The organism is Streptomyces sp. TLI_105, from assembly GCF_900105415.1.
In the GTDB taxonomy this organism is placed as follows: Bacteria; Actinomycetota; Actinomycetes; order Streptomycetales; family Streptomycetaceae; genus Streptomyces.
This window is the reverse complement of the sequence record NZ_FNSM01000001.1, coordinates 5,461,693-5,480,088: the sequence shown is the minus strand read 5'-3', so window position 1 is coordinate 5,480,088 and position 18,396 is coordinate 5,461,693. Positions and strand designations below refer to the sequence as shown.

Here is an 18,396-nt window from a genome sequence, read left to right as displayed (position 1 = left end):
CACAGAGGGTCAAATTCGCCCGTGCGGTGCGGGCCGCCCCCTCCGTCCGGGGGAGGCGGCCCGCACCGGCCGGTCAGTCCTGGGCCGGGGCGGCGGTCTTCTCCGCCGCCTTCTTGGCCGTGGCCTTCTTGGCGGTGGTCTTCTTCGCCGCCGCGGTCTTCTTGGTCGCCGCCGTCTTCTTGGTGGCGGCCTTCTTGGCCGTGGCCTTCTTCGCGGTCTTGCGCGCGGCCGTCTTCTTGGCCGGCGCGGCCTCCGCCTCGGGCTCGGGCTCGGGCTCGGCCTGAGCCTCGGCGGCCTCGGCCGGAGCCGTGGTCACCACGACGACGGCCGCCTCCTCGGCGCCCGCGGGCGAACCGGCGGGAGCGGTGGCCTTACGGACCACCCGGCGCCGGGCACGCGGCGGGGCGGCCACGGGGGCCTCCTCGACGACGGGCTCGACGGCCTCGGCCGCGGGCTCGGCCACCGGCTCCGGCGCCACGACGGGCTCCGGCTCCGGAGCGGTCTCGGCGACCGGCTCGGTGACGACCTCGGCGGCCGCGTCCGTGGTCGAGACGACCGGGGACGTCACCCGGCGGGTGGCCCGGCGACGGCCGCGCGGGGCCGGGGCGGCGGTCTCCTCGACCACCGGCTCGGGCTCCACGACCGGCTCGGGCTCGGCGACCGGGGCGACGGGCTCGGCGGCGGGCGCCGGCTCGAAGTCCACGGCCTCGGTCTCCACGACCGGCGCCGGGGCGACCGGCGTCGAGACGACCGGCGCGGACACCCGGCGGGTGGCGCGACGGCGGCCACGACCGCGCGTGGCGGCGGCCTCCGCCTCGGCGGCGGAGCCGTACAGCTCCTCGTCCGGGGCGATCGGCACCGGCACGGCCACCGGGGCGGCCAGCTCCGCGGCGACCTCGGCCTCGGTCTCCGCCGTCTCCGGCTCCACGGCCTCGGCGTGCTCGTGCTCGTGCTCGGCGCCGCCGCGGCCGCGCTTCTTCGAGCGCTTGCCGCCGCCACCACCGCCGGCGGTGGCCGGCTGCTCCATGTGCACGATGACACCGCGGCCGTTGCAGTGGACGCAGGTCTCGGAGAAGGACTCCAGGAGGCCCTGGCCGACCCGCTTGCGGGTCATCTGGACCAGGCCGAGCGAGGTGACCTCGGCCACCTGGTGCTTGGTCCGGTCCCGGCCCAGGCACTCCAGGAGGCGGCGCAGCACCAGGTCGCGGTTGGACTCCAGGACCATGTCGATGAAGTCGATGACGACGATGCCGCCCAGGTCGCGCAGGCGCAGCTGGCGCACGATCTCCTCGGCCGCTTCGAGGTTGTTCCTCGTCACGGTCTCTTCGAGGTTGCCGCCCTGGCCGGTGAACTTGCCGGTGTTGACGTCGACGACGATCATCGCCTCGGTCTTGTCGATCACCAGCGAGCCGCCGCTCGGCAGCCAGACCTTGCGGTCCAGCGCCTTCATCAGCTGCTCGTCGATCCGGTACGTCGCGAAGACGTCGACCTCGCTGGTCCACTTGGACAGGCGGTCGGCCAGGTCGGGCGCGACGTGCGAGACGTACCCGTGGATGGTCTCCCACGCGTCGTCGCCGCTGACGATGACCTTCGAGAAGTCCTCGTTGAAGATGTCGCGGACGACCCGGACGGTCATGTCCGGCTCGCCGTAGAGCAGGCTCGGCGCGGACGTCGAGATCTGGGCGGCCTTCTTCTGGATGTCGGCCCACTGCGCCTGCAGGCGCTCGACGTCGCGGCGCAGCTCGTCCTCGCTCGCGCCCTCGGCGGCGGTGCGCACGATGACGCCCGCGTCCTCGGGGACGATCTTCTTGAGGATGGTCTTCAGACGGGCGCGCTCGGTGTCCGGGAGCTTGCGGCTGATGCCGGTCATCGAGCCCTCGGGGACGTACACGAGGTAGCGGCCCGGCAGGGAGACCTGGCTGGTCAGACGCGCGCCCTTGTGGCCGATCGGGTCCTTCGTGACCTGCACGAGGACCGACTGGCCTGACTTGAGGGCGGACTCGATGCGGCGCGGGCCGTGGCCCATGCCGAGCGCCTCGAAGTTGACCTCGCCGGCGTACAGGACGGCGTTGCGGCCCTTGCCGATGTCGACGAAGGCGGCCTCCATGGACGGCAGCACGTTCTGGACCTTGCCCAGGTAGACGTTGCCGACGTACGAGGTGGCCTGCTCCTTGTTGACGTAGTGCTCGACGAGCACGTTGTCTTCCAGGACGCCGATCTGGGTGCGCTCGCCGTTCTGGCGGACGACCATGACGCGCTCGACGGCCTCGCGGCGGGCGAGGAACTCGGCCTCGGTGATGATCGGGACGCGACGGCGGCCCTGCTCGCGGCCTTCGCGGCGGCGCTGCTTCTTGGCCTCCAGGCGGGTCGAGCCCTTGATGGACTGGACCTCGTCGGCGCCGGTGCCGGGCTCGGCCTTCTCGCGGGCCGGGCGGGGCTCGCGGACCTTGACGACCGTACGGACGCCGTCCTCGTCGCCCGCCTCGACGTCGGCGGAGGCGTCCCCGCTGCGACGGCGGCGACGGCGACGGCGACGGGAGCTGCTGGAGCCGCCGGCGTAGGCGTCGGCCTCCTCCTGCTCCTCCTCGCCCTCGTCGGTCTCCTCGGCCTCGTCCTCGGCGTGCGGCTCCTCGCCCTCCTCGGCCTCCTCGACCTCGGTGAGCTCGCCACGACGGCGACGGCGACCGCCACGGCGGCGACGGCGGGACGGACGGTCCTCGTACTCGTCCGTCTCCTCGGCCTCCTCGGCCTCCTCGGCCTCCTCGATCTCGTCGGCGGCGGCCTCGACCTCGGGCTCGTCGGCAACGGTGGCCGGGACGGGCTCGACGGCGACGGGCTCGCCACGGCGGCGACGGCGACGGCGGGAGCCGGTCTCGGCGCGCTCGGCGGTCTCGGTCTCGGCGGGCTCGACGGCCTCCACGACCTCGGCCGTCGCGGCGGTCTCGGTGGCCGCGTCCTCCTCCGGCTCCTCCGCGTAGGCGGCGGCTGCCGCGGCGGCGGTCTCCGGAGTCTGGAACATGGGCTCGGCGAAGACCGGGGCCTGGAAGACGGGGACGGCGGGACGCGCGGCGCGGCGCGGCTCGCGGGCCGGGGCCGGCTCGGAGGTGAACTGCGGCGAGGTGGCGCGGCGGCGGCCGCGGCCACGGGTGGCGGCGGTCTCGGCGGCGGCGACCTCGGCCTCGTCGGCGGCGATCTGCTCGACGGTGGACTGGGGCAGCGACTCGCCGGTGACGGCCTGCTCTGCGGCCGGAGCGGCGGTCGGCTCGGGCGCGGTGGCCTTGCGGGTGGCGCGACGGCGGGTACGGGCCGGCGGCGCGGCCTCCTCGACGGCCTCGACGGCCTCGGCGGCCGGAGCGGCGGCGGTCTCGGCGACCGGCGCCGCGACCACGGTCTCCTCGGCGGCCGGGGGGCCGGCCGGAGCGGTGGCCTTGCGGGTGGCGCGACGGCGGGTACGGGCCGGCGGCGCGGCCTCCTCGACGGCCTCGACGGCCGGAGCGGCGGCGGTCTCGGCGACCGGCTCGGCGACGGGCGCCGCGGTCTCCTCGGCGGCGGCCGGGGAGGTCACCGGCGAGGTGGCCTTACGGGTGGCGCGGCGGCGCGGGCGGGCGGGGGCGGCCTCGAGGGCCTCCTCGACGGCCTCGGCCGCGGGGGTCTCCACGACCGGCTCGGCGACCGGCTCGGCCGCGGTCTCCACGGCGGGCGCGGTGGCCTTGCGGGTGGCCCGGCGGCGGGTGCGCGGCGCGGGGGCGGCCTCGGCCTCGGCAGGGGCGGCCTCCTCGACGGTCTCGACGGCCGGGGCCTCTGCGGCCGCCGTGGTCTCGGCGGCATCGGCGGTCGCGCCCGTCACCGGCGGACCGGCGGGGCGGGAAGCGGCGCGGCGCCTGCGGCGCGGCGGCAGCTTGTCACCGGGGGCGTTGGTGTCTTCGTTGGACTCGAGCATGCGGGGTTCTCCCGTCACGCTCCCGGGCGCCGCGCCTGGTTCCGGTCCGGCGGCACGGTCGCGCCTGTGGCGCGGTGCCGCCGTCCGGGGCGCGGGCGCCGCACGGGAGCTTATGTGTCTGGCTCGCCGGTTCCGTACGCCCTGTGCGGACGGCCTGGCGAAAGTCTCCTGGTCAGTGCGCTGCCCGACCCAGGTGGCTCCCGAGTACCAGGGCGGCGCTACGACGACTGCTCCCTACGCGGTACCGGCACCCGGCGCCGTCGCCGGGGCGGTCGCGGCGGCCGTGGGTGAAGCGGCCGTGACTGCCTCGCGGTCGGGCGCGAGCGGGTCGGTCACCGTGCCGGACTCCTCGTCGAAGAGCCCCTGCGCCAGCCTGGTCACCGCAGCGGGGACCGGCGGCGCCAGGTCGGCCACAGCTCGGAGACCGGACAGGACGTCGTCGGGTCGCACGGCAGGTGTCACGTGCCGAACAACCAGGCGCAGTATCGCACAGGCGCTGTCCAGCGGCCTATCACCCTGGGGATCGCCCTGGTGACGGGCTGCCGTCAGCTCGGTGACGGCGGAACGGGCGTCGAAGGTGCGGACTCCGTTCTTGGTCTTGCGCTGTACTTCCACCGTCTCGGCCGCTAGAAACGCCTCGACGGCCTTCTCGGCGTCCTCGACGGCGACACCCTCCAGACGCAGCTCCCACACGGAGGCGGTGAGCCGGTCGGCGAGACCCGAGGTCCGGGCCTCGACGGCGTCGGTGATGTCGAGGCCTGCCGGGAGGGACTCGTCGAGCAGGGCCCGCAGGGCCTCCGGGTCACGCCTCTCGGTGAGCGCGATCTCCAGGTACTCGGCCTCGGAGCCCGTGCCCGTCGGGGCGGCATTGGCGTACGACACCTTGGGGTGCGGGGTGAAGCCCGCCGAGTACGCCATGGGCACCTCGGCACGGCGCAGCGCACGCTCGAAAGCGCGCTGGAAGTCACGGTGGCTGGTGAACCGGAGGCGGCCGCGCTTGGTGTAGCGCAGTCGGATGCGCTGCACCGCCGGTGCGGGCGGCGGGCCTTCGGGCTGTCGCTTGCCCAGTGGTTCTTCTCCTCGGTGCGGGGCGGGCGCGGGTGGCGCTCCGCCCGGAAGCTCGGGGGACGCCCCCTGGGGGCCCACCCGGATCACCCCCGCGTCCTGCGGGGAGATCTCGGGGCGGGCGCCGCGCCGGGGACGTTCGTCGTACTGCCCAGGGTACGCGCCCGGGCCGCCTCCGGTTTCCTTGGCTCGGGCCTGTCTTCCGGATCGGGCCGGATCAGGGAGCGGGGCCCGGTGCACTGCACTCGCTTCGCTCGCTCCGTCTCGGCTCCCTGATTCATCTGCCCGAAGGGCTACGGGGGAGGGCGTGCCGGGCCCCGCGAGCCCGGCCTGATCCGGAAGACGGGCCCCAGGTCAGCGGGGCCCGCCGAAGAGGGCGAGGCGCACCTCGCGGGCGGCGGCGCGGACGGCTCGCCCGACGGAGGCGAGGGGTGCCCACACCCAGGTGCGCAGCCAGTGGCCGAGGGGCGTGAGGATCACCCGGTACGTCCAGGCGAGGGGGCGTCCGATCGCGTTCCACAGCACCCAGCCGACGGCGCGCCCGAGGGCCCGGGAGATCAGGCCCCCGATCCGCCAGGCCCAGGCGACCGCGGCGCCGACCGCCCGGCCCACGGGGGCGAGCACGTACCGCCAGAGCCAGGTCAGCGGGGTGACGAGCAGCAGGTCGACGACCCGCCAGACGGCTTTGGCGACGGGAAGGAGGACCCAGCGCCCGAGCCACTTCAGGGGGGTGACGATCAGCAGGTCGATCACCCACCAGAGGGCCCGGCCGACCGGGGCGAGCACCCACTCCCACAGGAACCGCAGCGGGATGACGAGGAGGTGGTGGATCAGCCAGCCGAGGGCCCGTCCGAGCGGCGCGAGGACCCAGCGCCACAGCTGCTTGAGGCAGTAGGCCAGGGCGTCCCAGACCAGCCGGACGGGCAGGACGATCACCAGGGCGATGGCCCGCGCCACCCCCGTGAGACAGCCCGTGGGCTCGTTCGGGTGCCGTGACCTGGCGTTCTCCGTGTTCATGCCGGAAATGACGCGACGGCCCGGCGAAGGGTTTCCCTTTCGCCGGGCCGTCATTCAAGCGTTACTGATTCACGACCGTCAGCGGCAGCAGCTTCTTGCCGGTCGGGCCGATCTGGATGTGCGTGTCCATCTGCGGGCAGACGCCGCAGTCGAAGCACGGGGTCCAGCGGCAGTCCTCGACCTCGGTCTCGTCGAGGGCGTCCTGCCAGTCCTCCCAGAGCCAGTCCTTGTCGAGGCCCGAGTCCAGGTGGTCCCAGGGCAGGACCTCCTCGTAGGTGCGCTCGCGGGTGGTGTACCAGGCGACGTCCACGCCGACGTCGGGGAGCGTCTTCTCGGCGCAGGCCATCCAGCGGTCGTACGAGAAGTGCTCGCGCCAGCCGTCGAAGCGGCCGCCGTCCTCGTACACCGCGCGGATGACCGCGCCGAGGCGGCGGTCGCCGCGGGAGAGGAGGCCCTCGACGATGCCGGGCTTGCCGTCGTGGTAGCGGAAGCCGATCGAGCGGCCGTACTTCTTGTCACCGCGGATCTTGTCGCGGAGCTTGCGCAGGCGCTCGTCCGTCTCCTCGGCCGACAGCTGCGGGGCCCACTGGAAGGGGGTGTGCGGCTTGGGGACGAAACCGCCGATGGAGACGGTGCAGCGGATGTCGTTCTGGCCGGAGACCTTGCGGCCCTCGGCGATCACGTTCATCGCCATGTCGGCGATCTGCAGGACGTCCTCGTCGGTCTCCGTCGGCAGGCCGCACATGAAGTACAGCTTCACCTGACGCCAGCCGTTGCCGTAGGCCGTCGAGACGGTACGGATGAGGTCCTCTTCCGAGACCATCTTGTTGATGACCTTGCGCATGCGCTCGGAGCCGCCCTCGGGGGCGAAGGTGAGGCCGGAGCGGCGGCCGTTCCTCGTGAGCTCGTTCGCCAGGTCGACGTTGAACGCGTCGACGCGGGTCGAGGGGAGGGACAGACCGACCTTGTCCTCCTCGTAGCGGTCCGCCAGGCCCTTCGCGATGTCGGCGATCTCGGTGTGGTCCGCGGAGGAGAGGGAGAGGAGGCCGACCTCCTCGAAGCCCGTCGCCTTGAGGCCCTTCTCGACCATCTCGCCGATGCCGGTGATGCTTCGCTCCCGCACGGGGCGCGTGATCATGCCGGCCTGGCAGAAGCGGCAGCCGCGGGTGCAGCCGCGGAAGATCTCGACGGACATGCGCTCGTGGACGGTCTCCGCGAGCGGGACGAGGGGCTGCTTGGGGTACGGCCACTCGTCGAGGTCCATGACGGTGTGCTTGGAGACGCGCCACGGCACGCCGGACCTGTTCGGCACGACACGGCCGATGCGGCCGTCCGGCAGGTACTCCACGTCGTAGAACGCCGGGATGTACACCGAGCCGGTCTTCGCGAGGCGGAGGAGGACCTCCTCGCGGCCGCCGGGGCGGCCCTCGGCCTTCCACTGCCGGATGATCTCGGTCATGTCGAGGACGGCCTGCTCGCCGTCGCCGATGATCGCCGCGTCGATGAAGTCCGCGATCGGCTCGGGGTTGAAGGCGGCGTGGCCGCCGGCGAGCACGATCGGGTGGTCGACGGTGCGGTCCTTCGACTCCAGCGGGATGCCCGCCAGGTCCAGGGCCGTGAGCATGTTCGTGTAGCCGAGCTCCGTGGAGAAGCTCAGGCCGAAGACGTCGAACGCGCCGACGGGGCGGTGGCTGTCCACGGTGAACTGCGGCACGCCGTGCTCGCGCATCAGTTCTTCGAGGTCCGGCCAGACGCTGTAGGTGCGCTCGGCGAGGACGCCCTCACGCTCGTTGAGCACCTCGTAGAGGATCATGACGCCCTGGTTGGGCAGACCGACCTCGTACGCGTCCGGGTACATCAGCGCCCAGCGGACGTCGGCGGACTCCCACGGCTTGACCGTGGAGTTCAGCTCTCCACCGACGTACTGAATCGGCTTCTGCACGTGCGGGAGCAGAGCTTCGAGCTGCGGGAAGACAGACTCGGCAGCAGACATCTCGAACCTTCGTGAGCTGGCAGGGGGGCGACTCTCAAGCGTACCCCGGTGCTCAGCGGGTCAGAGCCGCCGTGAGCTTCGGGGCCGAGGCGCGGGCCCAGACCCCGGGCAGTTCCCGCTCGGTCGCGTCGGCCGCCGCCTCCTCGCGGCCGTGGAGAAGTCCCCAGGTGAAGGCCGATTCGCCGGCGCCGTGGGCCATGATCCCGAACTCCCGGAGGGCGGCGCGGGCGACGACGGCGTCCTGGTGTTCGCCGAGGAGGGACTGGACGGCCTTGACGCGTTTCGAGAGCCGCTTGGCGGGTTTGCCGAGGGTGGGGCGGGCCGCGTCGGCGGCGTAGCGGGCGCGTTTGGCGGCCTTGCGGGCCTCGTGGAGGGCGAGGTCGCGCTCGTGGCCGGGGGCGAGGGAGAGGGCGTGCTCGATCCGGCCGCCGAGGCGGTCGTGGTCCTTGCGGACGGCGCGGGCGAGGACCGGGTGGGCGTCGCGGCGGGCGGCCTTGCGCAGCGGCGGGTCGGCGAGGAGCGCGTCGAGGGTGTCGAGGAGGGTGAGGTAGCGGGCGGAGTCGAGGGCGGCGAGGGCCTGGTGCCGGGCGTTCCTGGCGAGGGCGGCGTCCCGGCGGCGCAGCCGGGCCTCGACGGGGCCGAGGACGAGGGTGGGGGGCAGGTCGGCTACGCGGGCGTGCAGTCGTGCGTCGAGGACCTCCTGGTCGCGGGCGACGCCGAGCTCTCCGGCGAGCCATTTCAGCTCGTCGCCGACGGGGTCGGTGACGAGCCGGTCGAGGACCTTGCGGTAGGTCTTGAGGGCGCTGCGCATCCGGCGGCAGGCGACCCGCATCTGGTGGACGGCGTCGGGCAGGTCGCGGCGTACGGCGGGGTCGAGCGCGACGATCGCGTCGGCCTGTTCGCGTACGTAGGCGAGGACGGCGGCGCCCGCGGTGCCGGGCTTCCCTGCGGTGGGGGCCGGTTGGGGCTCCGAGCCGGTCTCCGCGAGGGCCCGGGCGAGTTTGGACGGCGACGCGGAGGGGTGGACGCCGGCCTTGCGGAGGTGTTCGTCGACGGCGTCGAGGAGGGCGGGGTCGACGTCGTCCGCGAGTTCGACCTCGATCTCGGTCCAGGTGGCCGCCGCGCCTTCGGGCAGGCGTTCGGCGTGGACGGTGTCGACGGAGAGTTCGGCGAGGAGTGCGCCGTCGGCGTCGAGGAGGTGGCGGACGTCACGCGCCGAGCGGAGGCGGACGGTCGGGACGATCTCGGCGTCGCGGACGCGGGAGCGCAGGAGCCCCGCGAGCTCACCCGGCAGGGTGTCGCTCAGCGGGGCCCTGATCTCGTCGCGGACTCCGGCGGCGACGGGGAACTTCACGTGCCAGCCGGCGTCGCTTCCGCCGGTGCGGCGGCGGAGGGTGACCGCGTCGGCCGCCAGCCGGAGGTCCGGGGTGTCGTAGTAGACGGCGTCCAGTTCCATGACGCCCCGGTCCACGACCTCGGAGACTCCGGGGACGCGGGTGAGGTCCGGTGGCGGGGTCTCGCCGGTGGCTTCGTACTTTCGCTCGATCTCGCGCTTCGTCTCGGCCATACCTCGCTTCTAACCGCCTCCCGCCGCCGTCATGCCGTCATCGGGCGTTGTACGCGGATCGACTGGAGCAGTCCGATGGCCACCCACACGGCGAACATCGACGAGCCGCCGTAGGAGACGAACGGCAGCGGGAGGCCGGCGACCGGCATGATGCCGAGCGTCATGCCGATGTTCTCGAAGGACTGGAAGGCGAACCAGGCGATGATGCCGGCCGCGACGATCGTGCCGTAGAGCTCGGTGGTCTCGCGGGCGATCCGGCAGGAGCGCCAGAGGATGACGCCGAGGAGGACGAGGATCAGGCCGGCGCCGACGAAGCCGAGTTCCTCGCCGGCCACCGTGAAGACGAAGTCGGTCTGCTGTTCGGGGACGAACTGGCCGGTGGTCTGCGAGCCCTTGAAGAGGCCCGCGCCGAGGAGGCCGCCGGAACCGATGGCGATGCGGGCCTGGTTGGTGTTGTAGCCGACGCCGGCGGGGTCGAGGTCGGGGTTGGCGAAGGCGGCGAAGCGGTTGATCTGGTACTCGTCGAGCATGCCGAGCGCGGTGACGAGGACCGCGCCGAGGACGCCGGCGCCGATGAGGCCGAGGACCCAGCGGTTGGAGGCGCCGGAGGCGAGCAGCACGCCCAGCACGATGACCGCCATGACCATGACCGAGCCGAGGTCGGGCATCAGCATGACGATGCCCATGGGGAGGGCGGCCAGGGCCAGGGCCTTGGCGACGGTGCGGTGGTCGGGGTGGAGCTGGTCGCCGGCGTCGACCTTGGCGGCGAGGAGCATCGCCATGATCAGGATGATCGTGATCTTCACGAACTCGCTGGGCTGGAGGGAGAAGCCGCCGCCGATGACGATCCACGCGTGGGCGCCGTTGATGGTGGCGCCGAGCGGGGTGAGGACGGCGAGGATCAGCACGATCGAGAGGCCGTAGAGGATCGGCACCGCGCCGCGCAGGGTGCGGTGGCCGAGCCAGATCGTGCCGATCATCAGGGCGAGGCCGATGCCGGTGTTGAGCAGGTGCCGGAAGAGGAAGTAGTACGGGTCGCCCTGGTTGAGCTCGGTGCGGCCGCGGGTGGCGGACCAGACGAGCAGCGAGCCGACGCCGGAGAGGGCGAGCGCCGAGAGCAGTATGGGCCAGTCGAGCCGGCGGAGCATCGAGTCGCGGGCGGTCAGCCTGGCGAGGGTGCCGCGCTCGGGTGCGTACCGGGAGACGGAGAAGCCGTGGGGTGCCGTCATCTGTTCAGAGCCTCCCGCGGGCGGCGGGCGGGCCCGCCAGCTGCTGGTCGTCGTCCGGCTTCCTGGTGGGCGTCACGGGGTCGGCCGGTGGGGCCGGCGGCTGGGTGTCGTCGACCTTCTGCTTCGTCTCGTCGACCTTCTGCGCCTCCGGGTCGTACGGCTTGATCTTCGGCGCGTCGATGGAGCCGTCGGCCTCGATCTTCGGCAGGGCCTTCTGCGGCTGCGGCAGCAGGGCCCGCTTGAGGTCCTGGTTGCCGGCGTCGTCGAGTCCGTAGATCGCGTCGTAGATGTTGCGCACGGCGGGGCCGGAGGCGCCGGAGCCGGTACCACCCTGGGAGATCGTCATGACGATCGCGTAGTCCTTGGTGTACGTGGCGAACCAGGAGGTCGTCTGCTTGCCGTAGACCTCGGCGGTACCCGTCTTGGCGTGCATCGGGATCTTGTCCTGCGGCCAGCCGACCTGGGCGAAACGCCAGGCGGCGGTACCGCGGGTGGCGACTCCCGCGAGGGCTTCGTCTATCAAGTCGCGGGTGGCGGCGTCGAAGGGGAGCCTGCCGTGCGACTTGGGCGCGATCTCCTTCACCTTCTTGCCGTCGGGGCTGATGACGGCCTTGCCGACGGTGGGGTTCCACAGGGTGCCGCCGTTGGAGATGGCGGCGTAGATGGTGGCCATCTGGATGGGGGTGACGAGGGTGTCGCCCTGTCCGATGGAGTAGTTGACGGAGTCACCGGCGCGCATCAGGTTGCCCTCCAGGCAGTTCTCGTACGAGAGCTGCTGGACGTAGGTGCCGCCCTTCTTGCCGTACTTGCACCACCAGTCCTTGTTGGCCTCCCAGAACTTCTGCTTCCACTGGCGGTCGGGGACGCGGCCGGAGACCTCGTTGGGGAGGTCGATGCCGGTCTCGGCGCCGAGGCCGAACTGGTGGGCGGTCTTGTAGAACCAGTCGCCCGGGTTCTTCTTCGGCTTCATCCCGCCGTCCTTGATCCACTGCTGGTGGGCGAGGGCGTAGAAGACGGTGTCGCAGGAGACTTCGAGGGCGCGGCCGAGGCTGATGGGGCCGTGGTTCTGCGATTCGAAGTTCTTGAAGACCTGGTTGCCGATGGAGTACGAGCTGGTGCACGGGTAGCGGCCGTCGAAGTCGTAGCCCGCTTGGATGGCGGCGGCGGTCGAGACGACCTTGAAGATGGAGCCGGGGGCAGCCTGGCCCTGGATGGCCCGGTTGAGGAGGGGGAAGTTGGAGTCCTTGCCGGTGAGGGCCGCGTAGTCCTTGGCGGAGATGCCGCCGACCCAGGCGTTGGGGTCGTAGTCGGGCTGCGAGGCCATGGCGACGATGCGGCCGGTCTTGGCCTCCATGACGACGACGGCGCCGGAGTCGGCCTTGTAGTTCTCGTTGGTGTTCCTGTCGACGACCTTGCGGGCCTCGACCATCGCGTTGTGCAGCTCCCATTCGGCGACCGCCTGGACGCGGGCGTCGATGGAGGTGACGACGTTGGAGCCGGGCACGGCGGGGTCGTTCTTGGCCTGGCCGATGACGCGGCCGAGGTTGTCGACCTCGTAGCGAGTGACGCCGGCCTTGCCGCGCAGTTCCTTGTCGTACGTGCGCTCCAGGCCGGAGCGGCCGACCTGGTCGGAGCGGAGGAACGGCGAGTCGGTGTCCTTGGCCTTCTCGATCTCGGCGTCGGTGACGGGCGAGAGGTAGCCGAGGACCTGGGAGGTGCGGGACTTGCCGGGGGCCGGGTAGCGGCGGACGGCGGTGGGTTCGGCGGTGATGCCGGGGAAGTCCTCGGCGCGCTCCCGGATCTGGAGGGCCTGCTGGGTGGTGGCCTCGTCGGTGACGGGGATCGGCTGGTAGGGCGAACCGTTCCAGCAGGGCTTGGGCGTCTTGGAGTCGCAGAGCCGGATCTTGTTGATGACGTCGACGGGCTTCATGTCGAGGACGTCGGCGAGCCGGGTGAGGACGGCCTTGCCCCGGTCCTTCATCTTCATCAGATCGGTGCGGGACGCGGAGACCACGAGCCGGGTCTCGTTGTCGGCGAGCGGGACGCCGCGGGCGTCGAGGAGCGAGCCGCGGACGGCGGGCTGGACGACCTGCTGGACGTGGTTGTTCTTCGCCTCGTCCGTGTACTCCTTGCCGTTGCGGATCTGGAGGTACCAGAGCCGGCCCCCCAGGGTGAGGAGCAGGGAGAAGACGAGGATCTGGATGACGACGAGCCGGATCTGGACCCGGGGGGTCCGTCCGGTCTCGGGGATGTTGCTCATACTGCCGGTGCCCCCTCGGTCACAGTCGCTTGACTCCCTTGATGCGTCCGGCGCGTGAGGCGCGGTTCCGTGCGGCCTTCACCCGCAGGCCGCCGCGCTGGGTGCCGATCCTCAGGCCGGTGCCGGAGGAGAGCCAGCCGGAGGCGACGTCGACGCCGTTGCCGCCGCCGGTGTCGGCGAGCGGGTCGTTCTCGGCGCGGCGGGCGAGGGCCATGATGAGCGGCACCGTGAAGGGCGCCAGGAGCAGGTCGTACACGGCCGCGGTGAACAGCAGGGACCCGAGGCCGACATGGCGGGCGGCGGTGTCGCCGACGAGGGCGCCCACGCCCGCGTAGAGGAGCGTGGAGCCGATGGCCGCGGCGACGACCACGGCCATGGGGCCGGTCGCCGAGGTGAGCCGGCCGTTGTCCGGCTTCGCGAGGCCGACGAGGTAGCCGATGACGCAGAGCACGAGGGCGTAGCGGCCGGCGGCGTGGTCGGCGGGCGGGGCGAGGTCGGAGAGGAGGCCGGCGGTGAAGCCGACGAGGGAGCCGCTGACGGGCCCGTAGACGAGGGCCAGGCCGACGACGGTGAGGAGGACGAGGTCGGGGACGGCGCCGGGGAGCTGGAGGCGGGCGAGGACGGAGACCTGGACGACCAGGGCCACCACGATCAGGGCGGCGGAGAGGAGGATGCGGTTGAGCTTCACGGTGTCGCGTCCCCCTGGTCCTGCTGGTTCTGACCGTCGTTCGGCTTCTGCTGTTCGTCCGGTGGCGATGGTGTGACCGTGACGGTGACGGTCGGGGCGGGCTTGGGCTTCTGCGGCAGGACCATGTCGCGCGGGTCGGACTGCGGGGCCTGGACGACGACGCCGACGATGTCGAGCTTGGTGAAGCCGACGTACGGGCGGACGTAGACGTTGCGGGTCAGGCCGCCGCCCGACGGGTCGACGCGGACGACCTCGCCGACCGGGACGCCGGGCACGAAGGGCTTGTCGGCGCGCGATCCGAAGGTGACGAGCCGGTCGCCGGGCTTGACCTTGGCCTTGCCGTTGAGGAGCTGGACCAGGAGGGGGCTGTCGCCCTGGCCGGTGGCGAAGCCGAGTTCGTCGCTCTTCTCCATGCGGGTGCCGACGGTGAAGTCGGGGTCGTTGGCGAGGAGGACCGTGGAGGTGGAGGGGCCGACGGTGGTGACGCGGCCGACGAGCCCGGAGCCGTTGAGCACGGTCATGTCCCGCTTGATGCCGTCGCGGGCGCCCACGTCGATGGTGACGGTCCAGGAGAAGCCCTGGGCCGCTCCTATGGCGATGACCTGGGCGCCCTTGATGCCGTACTGCCCGGCGCCGGCGGTCTTGAGCATGGCGTCGAGCTCGCGCAGCCGGTTGCGGTTGCGGTCGTCGCTGCCGAGCTTCGCCTTGAGTTCGGCGTTCTCCTTCTCCAGGGCGGCGATCCGGGTGTGCCGCTCCCCGGAGTCCCGTACCGCGCCTATGGCGTTGCCGACGGGATCGACGGCGGCCGCCACACCGTTCTCGACCGGCCCGAAGACCGCCGCTGCGGCCTGTCGGGCACCGTCGACGGGTGACTCCTGACCGCCGCGGATGTCCACCGTGATCAGTGCGAACGCGATGGCGATCAGCAGCACCAGGAGCAGCCGGCTCTCTCGTGTGTCCCTCACGTGCGGCGGCCGTGCCTTTCCTCGTGGTTCGGTTGTTCGGCTGTACTACTGCGGTTGGTGCGGTTCTAGCGGCGCGGCTGGGCGTCCAGGACCTGCTGGAGGGCCTCGAACTCCTCCACGCACTTGCCGGAACCGAGCGCCACCGAGTCCAGCGGGTCCTCGGCGATGTGGATCGGCATGCCGGTCTCGCGCCGGAGGCGCTCGTCGAGGCCGCGGAGCAGGGCGCCGCCACCCGTGAGAACGATGCCGCGGTCCATGACGTCACCGGAGAGCTCCGGCGGGCACTTGTCGAGGGTGGTCTTCACGGCGTCGACGATCGCGTTGACCGGCTCCTCGATGGCCTTGCGGACCTCGGCCGCGGAGATGACCACGGTCTTGGGCAGACCGGAGACGAGGTCGCGGCCGCGGATCTCGGTGTGCTCGTCCTTGTCGAGGTCGTACGCGGAGCCGATGGTGATCTTGATCTGTTCGGCGGTGCGCTCGCCGAGGAGGAGGGAGTACTCCTTCTTGATGTGCTGGATGATCGCGTTGTCCAGCTCGTCGCCGGCGACCCGGATGGACTGTGCCGTGACGATTCCGCCGAGGGAGATGACGGCGACCTCGGTGGTGCCGCCGCCGATGTCGACGACCATGTTGCCGGTGGCCTCGTGGACGGGGAGACCCGCGCCGATGGCCGCCGCCATGGGCTCCTCGATGATGTGCACCTGACGGGCGCCGGCCTGGGTCGACGCCTCGATGACGGCGCGGCGCTCCACTCCGGTGATGCCGGAGGGCACGCAGACGACGACGCGGGGGCGGGCCAGGTAGCGGCGCTTGTGGATCTTGAGGATGAAGTAGCGGAGCATCCGCTCGGTGATCTCGAAGTCGGCGATCACGCCGTCCTTGAGAGGGCGCACGGCGACGATGTTGCCGGGGGTCCGGCCGATCATCTTCTTCGCCTCGGCGCCGACCGCGAGGATGCCTCCGGTGTTGGTGTTGATGGCGACGACTGACGGCTCGTTCAGAACGATGCCTCGACCCCTGACGTACACCAGCGTGTTGGCGGTCCCGAGGTCGACAGCCATGTCACGGCCGATGAACGACATTGAGTTCCCCTTGATTTCCCATGGCTGAGAGTGGTGCGGCGTGGAGTTTTCCATCGTAGTGCCGCCCGCACGGATGGCGCGCGGTGGTCCACCTCTGTACAGGTGACGGCAGGACGCGGCGATCCGTTCCCGGGATGGGCGTTCATATGCCTGGGGGCGACCGAATTCCTTCGGTCGCCCCACAGGGTTGTGCCGATCGACTGACGTCGGGTCAGCGAACGGCTCAGACAAGACCCGGGAAGAAGATCTTCAGTTCGCGGGCCGCGGACTCCTCCGAGTCCGAGGCGTGGATCAGGTTCTCCCGGACGATGGTGCCGAAATCGCCACGGATCGAGCCCGGCGCGGCGGCGATCGGGTCGGTCGGGCCGGCGAGCGTGCGCAGGCCCTCGATGACCCGCTCGCCCTCGACGACGAGCGCGACGACCGGACCGGACTGCATGAACCCCATCAGCGGCTCGTAGAAGGGCTTGCCCTTGTGCTCGCCGTAGTGCTGCTCCAGCGTGTCCTGGTCCAGCTCGCGCAGCTCCAGGGCGGTGATGGCCCATCCGGCCTTGCGCTCGATGCGGCCGATGATCTCGCCGATCAGGCCACGGCGGACGGCGTCGGGCTTGAGCAGGACGAGCGATCGCTGGCTCACGGGGGAACTCCTTCGGAAAAGCGGTGTGCGGGACCTCCGAGGCTACAGGGCCCGCACGTCCCGCGATTACGCAGCGTCAGGCCCTGCCGAGGCATGTGCCGCGGCCCAGTCGGCCTTGACCTTGTCGATTCGCCGGCCGTAGTGCACCGAGGCCCACCACAGACCGGCGAAGACGGCCCCGAGGAAGAACATGGTGGGGACGAAGAAGCCGCTGAGGATCAGCCCGAGCTGCAGGGCCCAGCCGAGCTGCACCCCGCCCGGCCGGGTGATCATCCCGCACAGCAGCACCGAGACGACCATGGCCACGCCGCAGACCCACCAGACGGTGGACGTCGCGAGGCCGTCGTCCTTCATGGCGACGAGCCCGGCGAAGCCGATCACGAAGAACTCGCCGATGAGGGTCGAGGAACAGAGCACGCGCATCGGGTTCAGCCCCTTCGCAGCAGCAGCCGGGCGTCGCCGACCGTGAAGATCGAACCGGTCACGAGGACACCCGCGCCGCCGTACTCGGCCTCTTCCTCCGCGAGGGTGATGGCCGCCTCGATGGCGTCGGGCAGCCGCGGCTCGACGACGACCCGGTCCTCGCCGAAGACCTCGACCGCGACCGCGGCGAGCGCGTCCACGTCGGTGGCCCGCGGGTTGGAGTTCGCGGTGACCACGACCTCCGCGAAGATCGGCTCGAAGGCCTCCAGGAGACCCTTGGCGTCCTTGTCCCCGCTCGTGGAGACCACGCCGATGAGCCGGGAGAAGCCGAAGGCCTCGCTGATGCCCTCCGCCGTCGCCCGCGCGCCGTGCGGGTTGTGCGCGGCGTCCAGGATGACGGTCGGGGAGGTACGGACGATCTCCAGGCGGCCCGGGGAGGCCACCTGGGCGAAGGCCCGGCGGACGGTGTCGACGTCCAGGGTCCTGGCGTGCTCGGCGCCGATCCCGAAGAAGGCCTCGACCGCCGCGAGCGCCACCGCGGCGTTGTGCGCCTGGTAGGCGCCGTGCAGCGGCAGGAAGATCTCGTCGTACTCGCCGCCCAGGCCCCGCAGGGTGAGCAGCTGGCCGCCGACCGCGACCTCGCGGGAGGCGACGCCGAACTCCATGCCCTCGCGGGCCACGGTCGCGTCCGCCTCGACGGCCTTCTTCAGCAGGACCTGGGCCGCGTCGACCGGCTGCTGGGCCAGGATGACGGTCGCGCCCTGCTTGATGATCCCGGACTTCTCGGTCGCGATCTCGGCGGTCGTCCCGCCGAGCCGGTCGGTGTGGTCGAGGTCGATGGGGGTGACGACGGCCACGGAGGCGTCGATGACGTTCGTCGCGTCCCAGGTGCCGCCCATGCCGACCTCGACGACCGCCACGTCGACCGGGGCGTCCGCGAAGGCGGCGTACGCCATGCCGGTGAGGACCTCGAAGAAGGAGAGCCGGTACTCCTCGCGGGCGTCGACCAGCTCCACGTACGGCTTGACGTCCTGGTACGTCTCGATGAACCGCTCGGCGGAGATCGGGGCGCCGTCCAGGCTGATCCGCTCGGTGATGGTCTGCACGTGCGGCGAGGTGTAGCGCCCGGTGCGCAGCTCGAAGGCGCCGAGCAGGGCCTCGATCATGCGGGCCGTCGACGTCTTGCCGTTGGTGCCGGTGATGTGGATCGAGGGGTACGCGCGCTGCGGCTCGCCGAGGACGTCCATCAGGGCCGCGATCCGCTTGACGGAGGGCTCCAGCTTGGTCTCGCCCCAGCGGGTGGACAGCTCGGTCTCGACCTCGCGCAGCGCCTTGTCCAGCTCGGGGTCCTCGGGACGGCTGGGCACGGGATCGCCCTGGGGCGGTCCGCCCTGCGTGCGCAGGGTGCGGCTGCCGGCCTCGATCACCGCCAGGTCGGGGTCGCGGTCTGTCTCGGTGTCGACGATGTCGTCGAACTGGTCATTCGGGTCGCTCGGCTCGCTCACGGGCCCAGTCTACGGAGCGGTG

At 71.9% G+C, this 18,396-nt stretch carries 13 protein-coding genes; all 13 read right to left on the bottom strand.

The window, feature by feature from the left end; all coding sequences use genetic code 11:
* Positions 1-73 precede the first annotated feature (73 nt).
* Positions 74-3,940, bottom strand: a complete 3,867-nt coding sequence (locus BLW86_RS25015; protein ID WP_093876122.1) for an Rne/Rng family ribonuclease — start codon at positions 3,938-3,940, stop codon at positions 74-76.
* 234 nt (positions 3,941-4,174) lie between these two features.
* Entirely contained in the window at positions 4,175-4,966 is a 792-nt protein-coding gene (locus BLW86_RS25010) for a TIGR03936 family radical SAM-associated protein (RefSeq protein ID WP_093876121.1), read from the bottom strand.
* Between the two features lie 393 nt (positions 4,967-5,359).
* Positions 5,360-6,022 carry a hypothetical protein gene (locus BLW86_RS25005; protein WP_093876120.1) on the bottom strand — a complete coding sequence of 221 codons (663 nt, stop codon included), beginning with the start codon at positions 6,020-6,022 and terminating at the stop codon, positions 5,360-5,362.
* A gap of 61 nt (positions 6,023-6,083) precedes the next feature.
* Entirely contained in the window at positions 6,084-8,015 is a 1,932-nt protein-coding gene (locus tag BLW86_RS25000; protein ID WP_093876119.1) for a TIGR03960 family B12-binding radical SAM protein, read from the bottom strand.
* Positions 8,016-8,067: 52 nt separating this feature from the next.
* The gene (locus BLW86_RS24995; protein ID WP_093876118.1) at positions 8,068-9,582 is read right to left on the bottom strand and encodes a CYTH and CHAD domain-containing protein; all 1,515 of its coding nucleotides are present in this window, start codon (positions 9,580-9,582) and stop codon (positions 8,068-8,070) included.
* 29 nt (positions 9,583-9,611) lie between these two features.
* Entirely contained in the window at positions 9,612-10,811 is a 1,200-nt protein-coding gene (gene rodA, locus BLW86_RS24990) for a rod shape-determining protein RodA (RefSeq protein WP_093876117.1), read from the bottom strand.
* Positions 10,812-10,815: 4 nt separating this feature from the next.
* Positions 10,816-13,071 (bottom strand): penicillin-binding protein 2, encoded by a 2,256-nt coding sequence (gene mrdA, locus BLW86_RS24985; RefSeq protein WP_093876116.1) that lies wholly within the window; start codon positions 13,069-13,071, stop codon positions 10,816-10,818.
* 19 nt (positions 13,072-13,090) lie between these two features.
* On the bottom strand, positions 13,091-13,759 hold the full coding sequence (mreD, locus tag BLW86_RS24980; protein WP_093876115.1) for a rod shape-determining protein MreD: 669 nt from the start codon (positions 13,757-13,759) through the stop codon (positions 13,091-13,093).
* A complete protein-coding gene (gene mreC / locus BLW86_RS24975; RefSeq protein WP_093876114.1) occupies positions 13,756-14,724 on the bottom strand; it encodes a rod shape-determining protein MreC in 969 nt (322 codons plus the stop codon). Before mreC ends, mreD begins: the two co-directional genes overlap by 4 nt.
* Before the next feature lie 65 nt (positions 14,725-14,789).
* Complete coding sequence (locus BLW86_RS24970) at positions 14,790-15,809, bottom strand: rod shape-determining protein (RefSeq protein WP_093876113.1); 1,020 nt, start codon at positions 15,807-15,809, stop codon at positions 14,790-14,792.
* A 223-nt stretch (positions 15,810-16,032) separates the two neighbouring features.
* Complete coding sequence (ndk, locus tag BLW86_RS24965) at positions 16,033-16,446, bottom strand: nucleoside-diphosphate kinase (protein ID WP_093876112.1); 414 nt, start codon at positions 16,444-16,446, stop codon at positions 16,033-16,035.
* Between the two features lie 66 nt (positions 16,447-16,512).
* Positions 16,513-16,869, bottom strand: coding sequence for a DUF4233 domain-containing protein (locus tag BLW86_RS24960; RefSeq protein WP_093876111.1), 357 nt, complete (start codon positions 16,867-16,869; stop codon positions 16,513-16,515).
* A 5-nt stretch (positions 16,870-16,874) separates the two neighbouring features.
* A complete protein-coding gene (locus BLW86_RS24955; protein ID WP_093876110.1) occupies positions 16,875-18,374 on the bottom strand; it encodes a bifunctional tetrahydrofolate synthase/dihydrofolate synthase in 1,500 nt (499 codons plus the stop codon).
* Between the last annotated feature and the right edge of the window lie 22 nt (positions 18,375-18,396).

Bases quoted from the DNA above. Each gene is read 5' to 3' on its own strand.
- rodA (WP_093876117.1), bottom strand. From the start codon at position 10,811: ATGACGGCACCCCACGGCTTCTCCGTCTCCCGGTACGCACCCGAGCGC.
- BLW86_RS24970 (WP_093876113.1), bottom strand. From the start codon at position 15,809: ATGTCGTTCATCGGCCGTGACATGGCTGTCGACCTCGGGACCGCCAAC.
- BLW86_RS25015 (WP_093876122.1), bottom strand. From the start codon at position 3,940: ATGCTCGAGTCCAACGAAGACACCAACGCCCCCGGTGACAAGCTGCCG.
- BLW86_RS25000 (WP_093876119.1), bottom strand. From the start codon at position 8,015: ATGTCTGCTGCCGAGTCTGTCTTCCCGCAGCTCGAAGCTCTGCTCCCG.
- mrdA (WP_093876116.1), bottom strand. From the start codon at position 13,071: ATGAGCAACATCCCCGAGACCGGACGGACCCCCCGGGTCCAGATCCGG.
- BLW86_RS24995 (WP_093876118.1), bottom strand. From the start codon at position 9,582: ATGGCCGAGACGAAGCGCGAGATCGAGCGAAAGTACGAAGCCACCGGC.
- BLW86_RS25005 (WP_093876120.1), bottom strand. From the start codon at position 6,022: ATGAACACGGAGAACGCCAGGTCACGGCACCCGAACGAGCCCACGGGC.
- BLW86_RS24960 (WP_093876111.1), bottom strand. From the start codon at position 16,869: ATGCGCGTGCTCTGTTCCTCGACCCTCATCGGCGAGTTCTTCGTGATC.